This window comes from Shewanella sp. KX20019, from assembly GCF_016757755.1.
Taxonomy (GTDB): domain Bacteria; phylum Pseudomonadota; class Gammaproteobacteria; order Enterobacterales; family Shewanellaceae; genus Shewanella.
In genome coordinates this window covers 2,033,553-2,047,819 of record NZ_CP068437.1, presented here as the reverse complement: position 1 = coordinate 2,047,819, position 14,267 = coordinate 2,033,553, and the positions used below count along the sequence as shown (strand labels likewise).

Genomic DNA, 14,267 nt, shown 5'->3' with positions numbered 1-14,267 from the left:
TTATTTAAAAACTAATATTTCATTATTAGTCATCAAGCAACTATTAGATGTGAATTTTGATGCATATTCACCATTTTTTAAAAATATAGCCACCTTGTTTAGCCTTTGAGCTTAAGTATACTGAGCTCAATAATTATAACTCAGGAATGGAAATTGCACCTGAGCTACCCTAAAGGATAAAGAATGAAGCATTTTGAAGCCAATTTCGACGGACTTGTCGGCCCAACACATAATTACGCGGGCTTATCATTCGGAAACGTTGCCTCTTTAAACAACGCTGCCGCGACATCTAGCCCTAAAGATGCTGCCAAACAAGGGATCAAGAAAGCCAAAGCACTTGCAGACCTAGGTTTAGTACAAGGCATGTTTGCGCCTCAGGAGCGTCCAGACCTCCACACACTGCGTAGAATCGGTTTTACAGGCTCAGACTCTGAAGTCTTAAATAAAGCAGCAAAAGACGCACCAGCGTTGTTACGTGCATGCTGCAGTGCCTCGAGCATGTGGACGGCAAACGCGGCGACCGTATCACCAAGTGCCGATACCCATGACGGTAAACTGCATTTCACGCCAGCCAACTTAGTCGACAAACTTCATCGCAGTATTGAACCTGTAACCACAGGCAATATTCTTCAAGCCACATTTAACGATAGCCGTTATTTCAAACACCATCAACATTTGCCTGAACACACAAGCTTTGGTGATGAAGGTGCAGCCAACCATACTCGCCTGTGTAATGAATATGGCCATGCAGGTATTGAACTGTTTGTTTATGGTCAAGAAGCGACTAATCCTTCGGCGCCAAAACCTAAAAAGTTTCCTGCACGCCAAACTCTAGAAGCCTCGCAAGCCATCGCTCGCCTGCATCAACTCGATGATGACGGCACGGTATACATGCAGCAAAACCCAGATGTGATTGATCAAGGCGTGTTCCATAACGATGTTATCGCTGTTGGTAACCAGAACGTTCTTTTTTATCATGAGCAAGCATTTTTAAATACACAAGCTAAATTTGCAGAGATAAAACAAAAGTTTGGTGAAACGCCATTACATTTTGTAGAAGTACCAACGGCAAAAGTCGCGATTCAAGATGCCGTTAAAAGCTACCTGTTTAACACACAAGTGGTGACATTACCTTCAGGTGAGATGGCGATTATCGCGCCAACAAACTGTCAGGAAAATCCAGCCGTGCACGCTTATTTAAGCGAGCTAGTTACTTTGGGAACACCGATAAAGCAAGTCCACTATTTCGATGTAAAACAAAGCATGCAAAATGGCGGAGGGCCCGCTTGTTTGCGGTTGCGTGTAGCGATGAATCAAGATGAAGTGGCTGCTGTAAACCAGAATACCATGATGAATGATGCATTGTTTGCACGCTTAAACCTATGGGTTGATAAGCATTACCGCGATCGTTTATCGGTTTCAGACTTAGCCGACCCACAGCTAGTGATGGAATCACGTACCGCACTTGATGAACTCACTCAGATCATGAAGTTGGGTAGTGTGTATCAGTTCCAAAGATAAGTATTTGTCGTTTAAAAGTGATATAAAAATAAAAACCACCTTATTAAAGGTGGTTTTTATTTTTTACAAGCCTAAGTTCTTGTGAAACATAACAATATCTATTACATAGATATATCAATCACCGCCACTGTTGAAATTACTCCACTAGGTGTTGTCACACTAATAGTCAAAGTACCTCCTTCTGGTTCAGTCGGCGCTTTAACTGCAATAGTTTCACATCGTGCACCATTAAAGTTTGTATTTGGCCATATAATAGGATTGGTTGTGGCGATACTACCAACTGAAGTTACCGAAGATATTTCACTACCTGATGGCATTTGTTGATTATGCATATCTGAAATACAAAGAGAAACATAACCAACTGACTTGGGGGCTAAATCTAATACGTGAACACCTGTATCCGTAGCGCTATCCACTACGATAGGTTGTGAGGCTATAGCTGTACTACCGGACATTACTAAAACAAGGTTTTCTCTGATATAAGTACTCGTGCTTTGATTGGTAAAAGAAGCACACCCAGCATGAGTAGGTTCTGCACATAGAAAACCATTGTATAAAGAATCCTTAGTGTCAAACTCACCATCAGAATCAAAATCAATTAACTCTTCTAAATTCCCGCCGCCAGCAGCTGCCCCTTCGGATGGGTTAAATAATCCATCCTCATTGAAGTCTTCAAATGGTTCATTTAAGTCAAAATCTTCACCAGCTGTGTTTTTACCTAAAAAAGCAGCTAACTCAGTTAAATCAAAACGCCCGTTACCATTGGTATCTGCAAAGGATTCCTCACCAATAGCGAAAGCCGTGACTGTAGCTCTTCCTCCTATTGGTTGGCCAAGATAATAATTTTCTCGAACATCCCAGTATTGACGCCCTTGTCCATCGATTGCTAGTGGTTGGACTGCTTTCCCATAAGGACGTGGGTCTTTACTTTGCCACTCAACGGTACAACCTCCGTCGTTCGTCACACATGAGTCAACTATGTCTCCACCTTCAGTCCTAAACGTCACAGAGGTACCATCTGGCACTCTATTATTAAACGCATCAGATAACTTAGCAGTAATATTTACAATAGTACCTTCACTGGTCCAGCCCTCAGGGTTTGTGGTTGAGGCGGACAATGAAAAGCTATCTTGGTCTGGAATACCTGTCGTTACAACCAACTCATTCGACTGACTTGCAACAATAGGGTCTGAACCACTAATGGTACCGGTTACCCTAATTGTCGTTGCTACCGTTCCTGAACGTACAACTGTTTGCACTAGTCCTTTATCATTTGTTGTTGCAAAATCCGGATCAAACGTAATTCCACCAACATCAGTATTTATCGCAAAATCAACTCTCTGATTGCTCACTGGTAGCGCATTAGTATCGAGTACTTTAAACACAACGGTTGATGACTCAGGAAGACCAGTTCCAACAATACCAATTTTCGTCGGCGTCGCTGATTCGAAAACAATACTCCCATAGCTTGCAGGTAAGATATTAATATTGGTACTTGCGGATAAATTAAGTCCACCAGCATTTGCGGTTACATTTATCTGGTCATCACCGCTGCACCCCTGGGCTAAATAGGTACTAGAAGCCTCTCCATTAACCGCAGTAACTGGAGTACTTAAGATTGCTTGTGGTGTTGAGAATGAAGCACATGTCGAGGTAAAATGGACCTCAACTGGCTGTGTAAAAAGATTATTATCACCGTCTTGAAGTTTTACACTTATAGTAGCTGTGCCACCCGCTGAAATTTGTGGCGAAGAGATTAATGCGACACCAGTGACAAATGGGTCACCACTCCCCATAAAGACATTAGTAGCACCAACGACAACAATGGCATCTCCTTTTTCACCAGTTTCAAGTGACGCTTCTGCTTTGCCTGCGCCCAAATCCGAACCTGCAAATATGTCTACAGTGGCGACACCATTCACTGTTACAGCGGCATCAACAGGAATTTCTCCTTTAACGGCGGTAAATGTCACGATAACTGGCTTAACTGTTCCCGTAACGGTTGCAACCAATTTCCCTGGTTTTGTCGTTGAAATAGTATCGGTAATGTTTCCATCAGTATCTGTCAAGGTTAATACAACTAATGCACCTTCACTCGTCTCACCACCATCACCAACCATAGTCACATTAATAGTTGCTTTTTCACCAGAAGATATTGTTGCAGTTACTTCAGCACCCGTAGGTATTGAAGCTGTATTTAATTTGATTGTAGCTATACCATCAGCGCCTGTTGATACTTCTCCAGTACCTGGCTCAAAAGTGCCATAAGTATCATTATTTAAAGTAAACGAAACTAATGTACTAACGGCAGCACCATTCGAGTCAATCACCTTGGCTGTTATCTCAGCGTTTTCTGCAACTGAGATTTGTGTATTTGTAGTACTTAACTGAATGGATATTGTGACAGGGCTCGGCGTCCCCCCATCACCAGGATCAGTGGAAATACTTCCCCCGCCTCCACAACCAACGAGAAAAAACGACCATATTAACGCAATAAAAACACTATAAGCTGACTTCATTGTCAGACTCCCTGTTACTCTGATTATAATATCTGGTAATTATCTGATTACCTAGAGTTCAACACTACACAATTTACTGGCAACTTATCTACCACGAAAGGTGGTAAATTTCTAAATTTCATTAAAAACTTTAACTTTAACACCATTTCAACTGTGGCTCTTTCTTGCTAGGCTTTAATGCGCAAATTGAAAAGCATAAAAATTATACAGGAAGCACTATGTCTGCTACAAAATCAAAAAAGCTTGGGTTGACGAGTAAGATTTTACTCGGCATGTTCTCAGGTATCATTCTCGGGTTACTTCTTCGTAATCTTTTCCCTGAAAGTGAATTCATCAAAGATTACATCACCGAAGGCTTCTTAAATGTCATCGGTACTATCTTTATTTCAAGTTTAAAAATGTTAGTTGTACCCTTGGTATTTGTATCGCTAGTTTGTGGTACATGTTCGTTAAGCGAACCGTCTAAGTTGGGACGACTCGGTGGCAAAACCATCGCGTTTTATCTATTCACTACCGCTATCGCACTTTCGATGGCAATTCTAATTGCTATTGCGGTTCATCCTGGCCACGCAACCTTAGTGACTGAGAGCATGCATTTTGATGCTAAACAGGCGCCAAGTTTGGCTGATGTAATCATTAATATCGTCCCCACTAACCCACTGCAAGCGATGAGCGAAGGTAATATGCTTCAAATCATCATATTTGCGGTTATCTTTGGTTTTGCTATCTCCCATATCGGCGAGCGCGGTAAACGCGTTGCAGCGTTGTTTACAGACCTTAACGAAGTGATCATGCGTGTTGTTACGCTAATCATGCAACTGGCGCCTTACGGTGTATTTGCATTAATGGCAAAACTGGCATTAACACTCGGAATGGAAACTTTCGGCAGTGTGGTGCAGTATTTCTTTGTGGTACTGGGTGTACTGCTCATCCATGCGTTCATTGTTTATCCAACGCTGTTGAAAGTATTCTCGGGCCTAAGTCCATTTACCTTCATCCGCAAAATTCGTGATGTGCAGTTGTTCGCATTCAGCACAGCGAGTTCAAACGCAACATTGCCAGTAACGATTGAAACTGCTGAACACCGAATGGGTGTCGATAATAAAATTGCTTCATTCACACTGCCTTTAGGTGCGACCATCAACATGGATGGCACCGCGATCATGCAAGGTGTAGCAACGGTATTTATTGCACAGGTTTTCGGTATCGATTTAACCATCACGGATTACGCAATGGTTGTGGTCACCGCAACGCTGGCATCAATTGGTACCGCTGGTGTACCAGGTGTTGGCCTTATTATGTTAGCTATGGTGCTAAACCAAGTCGGTCTTCCTGTCGAAGGTATCGCATTGATTATCGGTGTAGATAGACTACTTGATATGGTACGTACTGCTGTTAACGTAACAGGTGATACGGTAGCAACCGTGGTCATTGCTAAATCTGAAAATGAGTTTAATGAAGAGATTTTCAACGACACTCAAGCGGGTAAAGTGGCACCTGGTTTTAACGCACAGGTTCATGCTGAAGAAAAGTAATATTGATTTAGCATGAAAAAGGCGCCTCGATGGCGCCTTTTTTATTGCTGACTCCGTTCACCCTTTTCTTACCTTTGATATCAAACCTAAGCGAGTATTCGATTCATCGATTTGACTACTTAAGCTTCTTCAACAACCGAGCTGGTATACCACCGACCATACAATCAGCTGGAACATCTTTATTGACCACGGCACCTGCCGCAACAATGGAACGAGCACCAATCGTTACTCCTTGATTAATCACTACATTACCGCCAATCCAAACATCGTCTTCTATGACTATCGGCAGACAAAATGTTTCCCAACGGCGGCGACTCAAATGATTAGTCGAGTGTGATGCGGTATAAAACTGACTGTTAGGGCCGATCATGACATTGTTGCCAATGGTGATCTTAGCGCCATCTAACATCAAAACACCCATGTTGAGAAAGCTTCCTTCACCAATGCTTATCTGCTTTCCAAATTCACAGTTAAACGGCACACTCACCAAAGTTCCTGTTCCGACGTTATTAAACAGTTGCTTAATTAAGTCCTGCGCATCAGTAAAGCTATGACTGTGATTAATTTTCTTTGTTAGAGTGAAAGCCCTATCACGCACGGCTGAAATCTCGAGGTCTGCACCCTCAAAAACGTCACCGTTAAGCATTTTTTCATATTCTGTCATCTGATGCTCATATATGTAAAAGTAAAAAAACCACAGTTTAGAGGGACTAAACTGTGGCCTATTATATTGTCGTTCGTTTAATACAAACCGAGTCATTTCTCTCAGAATTTAAAATCGCACCGAGACAGGGAGCTGAACCATTTATGATTCTCTTTAAAGCTCTGAGTAAGTTAAATAGATTATCTTTCCCAGTATGACTCTTCTAGGCTATCTTCACGTTCAGGTAAACCACGAGATAATCGAGGGCTGTGTTGCGCTAAGACTTCATAAGCAACGCGATTAGCATATTTACAGATCTGCGAGAATGATGAGTAACACAGACCATCACGATTATGCTTACTTGATCCCGGCACATTGGTCTTGTGGAATCGATTAGATGCTAGATCATGCAGTAATGCGGCTAATGCACCATCGCCGGCGCCGTTCGTATTACGGATTTTTTCTGGGCCACCCATATACGGAGAGATGTGTGCATACACTTTAAGCGGGGACTCACAGTCGGCTTTCAGCTTAGGGCGAGAGAACTCATAGCGGTTAAACTCAGGGATAGCACCAGGGAGCAACGTATGACTGGTCTCACGCTTTTCAGAGTCTTCAGTATATCCGGCAGTATAAAGCCCTAACGGTCCTGCTGTAGTCAACACCATGTCACACCATTCTAACGCTGCTTCACTGGCTTGTAGGGGGTCTTTAAATCCAGTGAGTGCCTCACCTTCATCCTCATTCATGGCCAAAATGGTCACATGCTCTTTAATAAAGCGCTGCCACCACTGTGGATCCTCTTCAATTAGGAAGCGAGTGCCCAAGGTTAATACCACAGGAACTTCAGCCGCTTTTGCGTATTCTATGGCCTTCATTGCCGCATCGGTAATTTTATCTTCACCACTGGCACGCATAAGGTAAGCTGTCAAAATGAGTGCCGAACCGCCCTGTACAATATCTTTATCAATATATTCAGGTGTCAGTTTATCCATTGAGCCTTTACTAATCGCAAACGTTCTTTCGCCGCACTCAGAGATCAATGTGAAACAGCGGCCAATTGGACCTGCAACAGGCTGCAACTGGTTTAAATCAACCTTTGATGAAGTGTTGCAGAGGTATCGATAAGCGTAGCTGCCAATTTCGATATTTTGACTCATAACGCCAAATAACACAGAGCGGTCATCAGCAAGAATGGAGTAATTGTGTACCGTGTTACCTATGGTGCCACCAGCAAACTCATCACTAACCAGCTCTCGCTCTTTCAATTCAGTGTACAAGGCATGTGCCTTGTCATCATCTATCAAGGTCGAATTACCCTTAGGTAAGTCATAACGACTGAGTAACTCATCTTCCACCTTCGCTTCAATATCTACCAATGTTTGGTCTATACCTGACACATAAGTAGAGATAGGCTGAGGCTGTTGGATCAACTGTGCTAATAACGGATCGCGATTTTTGACCGGAAAATAATGTTTAGACTTACGCTGACCTGGAAACTTCATATTGAGCTCTCTTTCATTCGGCATCCATGCAAAAGATAATTAAAACGGCTAAGGGATCACAAGTCATTACGCTTGGCATAAACAAACGACTTGTGGCTTTCAATTCTAGCAGCCTGTGGAGTTAACGCAGCTAACTGTCGTAAAACGATTAAACAAAATGCGTTAACGTTAGGCGGATACAAAAAAGTGGAGAATTCTACCATATCCAGCCTCATTCGCTAGCTGAAATCACTGCTAAACGGCTAAATTTAGTACCAACCTAAGGATTGTTGCTCAACAATTTGCGTTAGCAAGCTGATATGCGGATTTGAGTCATTTAAACAAGCAATAAACTCATAGCGCTCACCGCCTGCCGCTATAAACGACGCTTTGCCCTCTTCAGAGATCTCTTCCAGCGTTTCCAAGCAATCAGAAGAAAAAGCCGGACACATGATATCGACAGATTTCACCCCTTCAGCTGGGAGAGTTTCCAACAGTTTGTCAGTTGCCGGCGTTAACCATTGCTCTTTTCCAAACTGAGATTGAAAACAGATCCGCCACTGCTCAGCCGTTAATCCTAGCGAATCAGCCACCAGTTCCGCTGTTTTTTGGCACTGCATTTGATAAGGATCGCCTTCGGTGACATAACGAACGGGCACGCCATGAAACGACATCAGTAATACATCACCCTGCCCCTTACTCTGCCAGTGTTGCTTAACGGATTCAGCAAGTGCGGCAATATAGGCTGGATGAGCAAAATAGTCTTTGTTGATCCTAAGCTCTGGAAAATCGCGTTTAGTTCTATGTAGATCGCTAATCGCGTCGAACACTGGCGCAACAGTAGAGCAAGAATATTGCGCGTAAAGAGGCAGTACGAAAATCTTTTTAACACCTTGCGACTTTAAGCTATCAAGACCTGATTCTAGTGACGGATTACCATAACTCATGCCTAACTCGACCGGCACTTTAAAGCCAAAACTGTTGTGCAGAGATTGCGCTAGTTTTTCGCGCTGCCGCTGGCTTATTACCATTAACGGCGAACCTTGCTCCCACCAAATAGACTCATAGAGCTTGGCGACTTTCGCTGGGCGAGTATTTAAAATTATACCATTAAGAATGGGCTTCCAGATCCAAGGAGAGATATCTACCACACGTGGATCACTAAGGAACTGCTTGAGGAATTTTTTAACGTCTGGCGCTGTTGGAGAATCTGGCGTGCCAAGATTAACTAACAAAACACCAAATGGGGAGGTTGTGTCGCTCACGTTTTCTCTCTTTTAACCAAGATATTCAACGTCAGGCTAACATTGGAAAAAGCATAAAAAAAGCCCACTTACATGGGCTTTTTCAAATATGAGAACTAGCTCATAAACACATTATCATTTTGTGTAAATTTAGCTAAGTGCTGCAACAATTTCTTCGCTAACTTTAGCAACAGACTGAGTGCCATCAAACTTGTTATAAGTCGCTTCACCTTTCGCTGCAACCGCACCGTAATATTCAACCAATGGCTTTGTTTGCTCATGGTAGATATCAAGACGTTTACGCACTGTTGTTTCTTCATCATCTGGACGAATAGCTAAGTCTTCGCCAGTAACATCATCTTTACCTTCAACCTTTGGTTGGTTAAAGACGATATGATAAACACGGCCAGAACCTGGGTGAACTCGACGGCCGCCCATGCGCTTAACGATCTCTTCGTCAGGCACGTCAATTTCAACGACATGATCGATAGCAATGCCACCAACAGCCATCGCATCAGCTTGAGGAATTGTGCGTGGAAAACCATCTAATAGGAATCCATCTGCGCAATCATCTTGTGCAACACGCTCTTTCACAAGACCAATAATTAACTCGTCAGATACCAGTTGACCTGCATCCATCACTTTTTTTGCTTCTAAGCCAAGTGGAGTGCCCGCTTTAACTGCAGCGCGCAGCATGTCACCTGTTGAAATTTGAGGAATACCGTACTTTTCCATGATGAATTGGGCTTGGGTACCTTTACCGGCACCTGGGGCACCTAATAGCATAATGCGCATCTCAATCTTCCTCTTATTTCGCATTGTTATACCAACCTCTAACGCAGACAAAGTCTAAAGTGTGGTCACGCGATTGGTATTATTATGTTTAGGGCGGCGATTTTCGCATAAATAGCCGCCATTTTGAAGCGATTTCCCTTCGACTTTAGCCTCACTTATGGCAAATAAGTCTAGATTATGGCCATTATCAATAAAGTAAGGTGTAAAGTTTACGGCGATACTGTTTCGCTAAGCTATTTGCTTGGCCTAAAGCGGTTAAGATCTCTAAGAATAACACTTTTACTTTACCCTCCTGCGCAGTAAGATCTTTCTGCAAAGGTGTAAATAACAAGGCCAGTGCTTCGTCATTACGTTTTGCCTGATGCAGTGCTTTGGCAAGCGCCAGCAAAGCGTCAAAGTCATTTGGTGATTGCTCAAAGTCAGTTTGCAACTTTCTGATCTCAGGCGTATCAGCCGCATCGAGTGCGAGCGCAAACTTGGCCTTTAAAGTCTGATAATAGCCATCTTGATCTGCAAGCCCCACACTAGCGAGTAGTGTTTGCGCATCTTCTAAAGCACCTAGCGACAGATACACATCCGCTAAAGCAAGCGCAATTTCAGCAATGGGCTGTTCAGCATAAGCCTCTTTCAGCAACGGCAACGCACCAATGGCATTTTGCTCAGATAAAAACACCCTGGCTTGGTTAAGTTTTAACTGCCAAGCCGCCGGCAAATGCTTATCGAGCATTTCAGTGATCTGCGCCGCATCTTGCACGCCAGCAAAACCATCAATAGGTTTACCTTCATGCAAAACTAAGGTGGTTGGCAAATTTTGGATCTGGAAATAGTTGGCTATCTCCATTTCAGCTTCGCAATTTACTTTGGCTAACACAAATCGACCGTTTTGCTGCTGAGAAAGACTCTCAAGTGTTTGCATTAGCGTTAAGCTTTCAGGACTTTTACTGGCCCAAAACGCTAATACAATCACCTGCTCCATTGAAGCATCGACGACTTGCTGAATGTTGTCTTTAGTCAGTTCTAGAATATTTTCCATCACTTTCCTTTAACCTTTAAAATACCCAAAAAAAAGAGGCAGATTAACTGCCTCTTTCATTATAGTTCTTTATTACTTAGCGTTGGCTAACAACATCTGGTTCATCAATTTAATGAACGCTGATGGGTCTGCTAAGCTGCCTTTTTCAGACAATAATGCCTGCTGCAGTAAAAGATCTGACCACTGCGCGAATGCCTCTTCGTCTTGCTCGTCGTTAAGACGGGCAACAAGAGGATGCTCTGGGTTTAGCTCAAATGTTGGCTTTGACTCAGGAACAGCTTGACCCGCAGCTTGCATCAGCTTAATCATTTGGCTAGACATTTCGCCTTCACCCGCAACAACGCACGCTGGTGTATCAGTTAAACGCGTGGTCACTTTAACTGCAGACACTTTGTCACCTAAGCTGTCTTTAACACGCTTAACTAGGCCTTCAGATTCTGTTTCAAGCTTTTCCTGTGCCTCTTTCTCACCAGCATCTTCTAATTCACCTAACTCTAGGTCGCCGCGAGTAACAGAGTGCATCTGCTTGCCATCAAACTCAGTAAGATGGTTTATCAACCACTCATCGATACGCTCAGACATTAATAATACTTCAATGCCTTTTTTACGCAGCAATTCTAGATGCGGGCTATTGGCAGCTGCTTCATGGCTATCGGCTACGATGTAGTAGATCTTAGTTTGACCTTCCTGCATGCGCTCAACGTACTCAGCAAGAGATACATTTGGTGTTGCTTCGCCGGTATGGGTTGAAGCAAAACGTAACAGACCTGCAATACGTTCTTTGTTAGCAAAATCTTCAGCAGGACCCTCTTTCAAGATTTGGCCAAATTCAGCCCAGAACGATTGATATTTTTCAGCATCATTTTTAGCAAGCTTTTCAAGCATGCCCAAAACGCGCTTAGTCACCGCGGTTCGTAGTGATGTGGTCACTTTATTGTCTTGTAGGATTTCACGGGATACGTTTAGTGGCAGATCGTTTGAGTCAATCAAACCTTGCACAAAACGCAGGTAGCTAGGCATAAACTGCTCAGCGTCATCCATCACAAATACGCGTTGTACAAACAGTTTTAAGCCGTGCTTACGATCACGGTTCCACATGTCAAATGGCGCTTTAGCCGGGATATAAAGTAAGCTAGTGTATTCCTGCTTACCTTCAACACGGTTGTGGCTCCACACTAGCGGATCAGTGTAATCGTGAGAAATATGCTTATAGAACTCTTGGTACTCCTCTTTAGTCACGTCACTCTTGTTACGTGTCCAAAGCGCTGTTGCCTTGTTCATTGGCTTCCAGCTGCCTTCAGTTGCAGTAACAGCTTCGCTGTCTTCAGTCGCTTCAACTGCTGGCGTGCCCTCTTCAAACATCTCAACGGCAACAGAGATATGATCTGAGTATTTAGTCACGATAGAGCGCAGACGATAATCATCAACAAACTCTTTTTCATCATCTTTCAAATGCAGGGTAATTTCAGTACCACGAGATTGCTTAGTAATAGTGTCAACGGTGAAGTCACCTTCACCGGCTGATTCCCAAAGCACACCTTCATCACTGCTATGGCCCGCAGCACGAGTACGCACAGTCACTTTGTCAGCCACAATAAATGCAGAGTAGAAACCAACACCAAACTGACCAATCAACTGCGAGTCTTTTGAATCATCACCAGATAGATTTTTAAAGAAGTCAGCCGTGCCTGATTTAGCAATCGTACCTAAATGTTCAATTACGCCATCACGAGTCATACCAATACCATTGTCTTCAATGGTAATCGTGCCTTTTTCTTTATCAGCACTGATGCGAACACGTAGATCGCCTTCACCTTCGTAAAGGTCGTTATTGGTTAAGGCTTCGTAGCGCAACTTATCTGCGGCATCTGCGGCATTAGAGACTAGTTCGCGCAAGAAAATTTCTTTATTTGAATATAAAGAGTGGATCATCAAATGTAGTAGTTGTTTGACTTCAGTTTGAAAGCCATGAGTCTCTTGTTGTGACATGAAATGTTCCCTTTAAAATTTGATATAAGTACTGCTTGTTACTAGAAATGGGGTTATAAAATCGCTTTTCAAGGGGAAAAGGTCTCATTGATTTCGATTGCGCAAAAAAAATCCAGCTAATGGGTCAACATTAGCTGGATTTCAATCTTAAACTCACTATTGCCAAACAGGTTAAATCGGCAAGCGCCCGTTAAATGACAGGGCTAAGGTGGTGCTATCGACATATTCAAGCTCGCCGCCCACAGGTACACCGTGGGCAATGCGGCTAACAGCCAATTCATGGTTCTTCGCCATATCCGCAATATAATGGGCAGTGGCATCGCCTTCAACCGTTGGGTTGGTTGCCAAAATAAGTTCACTGACCTCACCCGAGACTAAATGGGTTTCCAACAGTGCAAGCCCCAATTCATCTGGCCCGACGCCATCGAGTGGTGACAAGTGCCCAAGCAAAACAAAGTAACGGCCACTAAAATGGCCACCAGCCTCGATTGCTAATGCATCTGCGGGGGTTTCGACAACACAAATAGTACTTGAATGGCCACGCTTGGTGCTAACACAAATTGGGCAGTAAGTTTCTTCGGTAAAGGTACGGCAAGACTGACAATGGCCAACTTCAGACATCGCTTTACCGAGCGAATCAGCAAGCTTACTTCCCGCCTTGCGGTCACGTTCTAATAGCTGAAATGCCATGCGCTGTGCTGATTTTGGCCCGACACCAGGTAAGCATTTAAGTGACTGGATCAACTCATCAACAAGAGGACTAAATTTCATTTAACGTTCCGCGTAGCAAGGCAAAAACAGCCTAAGAATAATAATATTGATTGTTAAGTGCCAATGGTAAGCTTAAAGCCCACTGTACGCTTAATCAGGTTGATTAAGCGAATATTAACATAGAAAATCTTAACAGCATGCTAAATTAAGCAACGCTTGGCTTTATCTAGCCTACCACCTCGATATCGCCCCAACAAAAGCCCTATTTAATTGGGCTGTAAAATAGCCAGTGATATTCCATTATTGGCTAGCGGCCTTCGGGCAAACTTGCCAATAACGTGCGCAGTTATTTTAAATCATGCTGAATATAATCGCGCTTCAAATCTTCTTTACGGGTGCTGGTTATCCAACATTTCACGCTATCTATGTCTTTATCCGCTTCATTAATCAGCATATTTGCGACCCCAAAAGGTGGGATAACCACAATAGAGTCAATCGCAACGGCTTGCTTTTCAGCAAACCCAACACAACGCATTTTAGCGGCTTCGCTGTATGCTACTTTCACGCGAAAATGGGTTTTACTAATAGCTTGTATCGACTCGCCGCTAAACTCCAGCACTGGAGATTGACTGTCTTTACTCCAGGTTCCAGCACTCGCAGCACTGCCTAGACTTGCAACTAATACCACAGCCACTGCAGCGAATAAAAAGCAGAATCTGTTCATGTTATTTTACCTTTACTCGTACTCATAGCCGCCATTTTATGTGCTAAAGAGCATTTCCAACACTGGGAC

The 14,267-nt window shown here is 43.3% G+C and carries 11 protein-coding genes; 2 read left to right on the top strand and 9 right to left on the bottom strand.

All coding sequences use genetic code 11. The features are described from left to right. Positions 1-183 precede the first annotated feature (183 nt). A complete protein-coding gene (astB, locus tag JK628_RS09030) occupies positions 184-1,521 on the top strand; it encodes an N-succinylarginine dihydrolase (RefSeq protein ID WP_202289154.1) in 1,338 nt (445 codons plus the stop codon). Between the two features lie 101 nt (positions 1,522-1,622). Here the strand turns inward: astB and JK628_RS09025 are convergent, their stop codons facing one another. Next, positions 1,623-4,040, bottom strand: coding sequence for a hypothetical protein (locus tag JK628_RS09025; protein ID WP_202289153.1), 2,418 nt, complete (start codon positions 4,038-4,040; stop codon positions 1,623-1,625). A gap of 218 nt (positions 4,041-4,258) precedes the next feature. Between JK628_RS09025 and JK628_RS09020 the strand changes: the two genes are divergently transcribed. Further along, positions 4,259-5,575, top strand: coding sequence for a dicarboxylate/amino acid:cation symporter (locus JK628_RS09020; protein ID WP_202289152.1), 1,317 nt, complete (start codon positions 4,259-4,261; stop codon positions 5,573-5,575). Positions 5,576-5,690: 115 nt separating this feature from the next. Here the strand turns inward: JK628_RS09020 and JK628_RS09015 are convergent, their stop codons facing one another. From JK628_RS09015 to JK628_RS08980, 8 genes are all read right to left on the bottom strand, one after another. Beyond that, positions 5,691-6,239: a sugar O-acetyltransferase gene (locus tag JK628_RS09015; protein WP_202289151.1), complete on the bottom strand. Its 549-nt coding sequence runs from the start codon at positions 6,237-6,239 to the stop codon at positions 5,691-5,693. A gap of 179 nt (positions 6,240-6,418) precedes the next feature. Then, entirely contained in the window at positions 6,419-7,723 is a 1,305-nt protein-coding gene (locus tag JK628_RS09010) for an inosine/guanosine kinase (RefSeq protein ID WP_202289150.1), read from the bottom strand. A 248-nt stretch (positions 7,724-7,971) separates the two neighbouring features. Then, a complete protein-coding gene (gene hemH, locus JK628_RS09005) occupies positions 7,972-8,967 on the bottom strand; it encodes a ferrochelatase (RefSeq protein ID WP_202289149.1) in 996 nt (331 codons plus the stop codon). 129 nt (positions 8,968-9,096) lie between these two features. Next, positions 9,097-9,741 (bottom strand): adenylate kinase, encoded by a 645-nt coding sequence (gene adk, locus JK628_RS09000; RefSeq protein WP_202289148.1) that lies wholly within the window; start codon positions 9,739-9,741, stop codon positions 9,097-9,099. 187 nt (positions 9,742-9,928) lie between these two features. After that, the gene (locus JK628_RS08995; protein WP_202289147.1) at positions 9,929-10,774 is read right to left on the bottom strand and encodes a co-chaperone YbbN; all 846 of its coding nucleotides are present in this window, start codon (positions 10,772-10,774) and stop codon (positions 9,929-9,931) included. A gap of 72 nt (positions 10,775-10,846) precedes the next feature. Further along, complete coding sequence (htpG, locus tag JK628_RS08990; RefSeq protein ID WP_202289146.1) at positions 10,847-12,763, bottom strand: molecular chaperone HtpG; 1,917 nt, start codon at positions 12,761-12,763, stop codon at positions 10,847-10,849. A 171-nt stretch (positions 12,764-12,934) separates the two neighbouring features. Beyond that, a complete protein-coding gene (recR, locus tag JK628_RS08985; protein WP_202289145.1) occupies positions 12,935-13,534 on the bottom strand; it encodes a recombination mediator RecR in 600 nt (199 codons plus the stop codon). Positions 13,535-13,820: 286 nt separating this feature from the next. Beyond that, a complete protein-coding gene (locus JK628_RS08980) occupies positions 13,821-14,198 on the bottom strand; it encodes a hypothetical protein (protein WP_202289144.1) in 378 nt (125 codons plus the stop codon). Positions 14,199-14,267 lie beyond the last annotated feature (69 nt).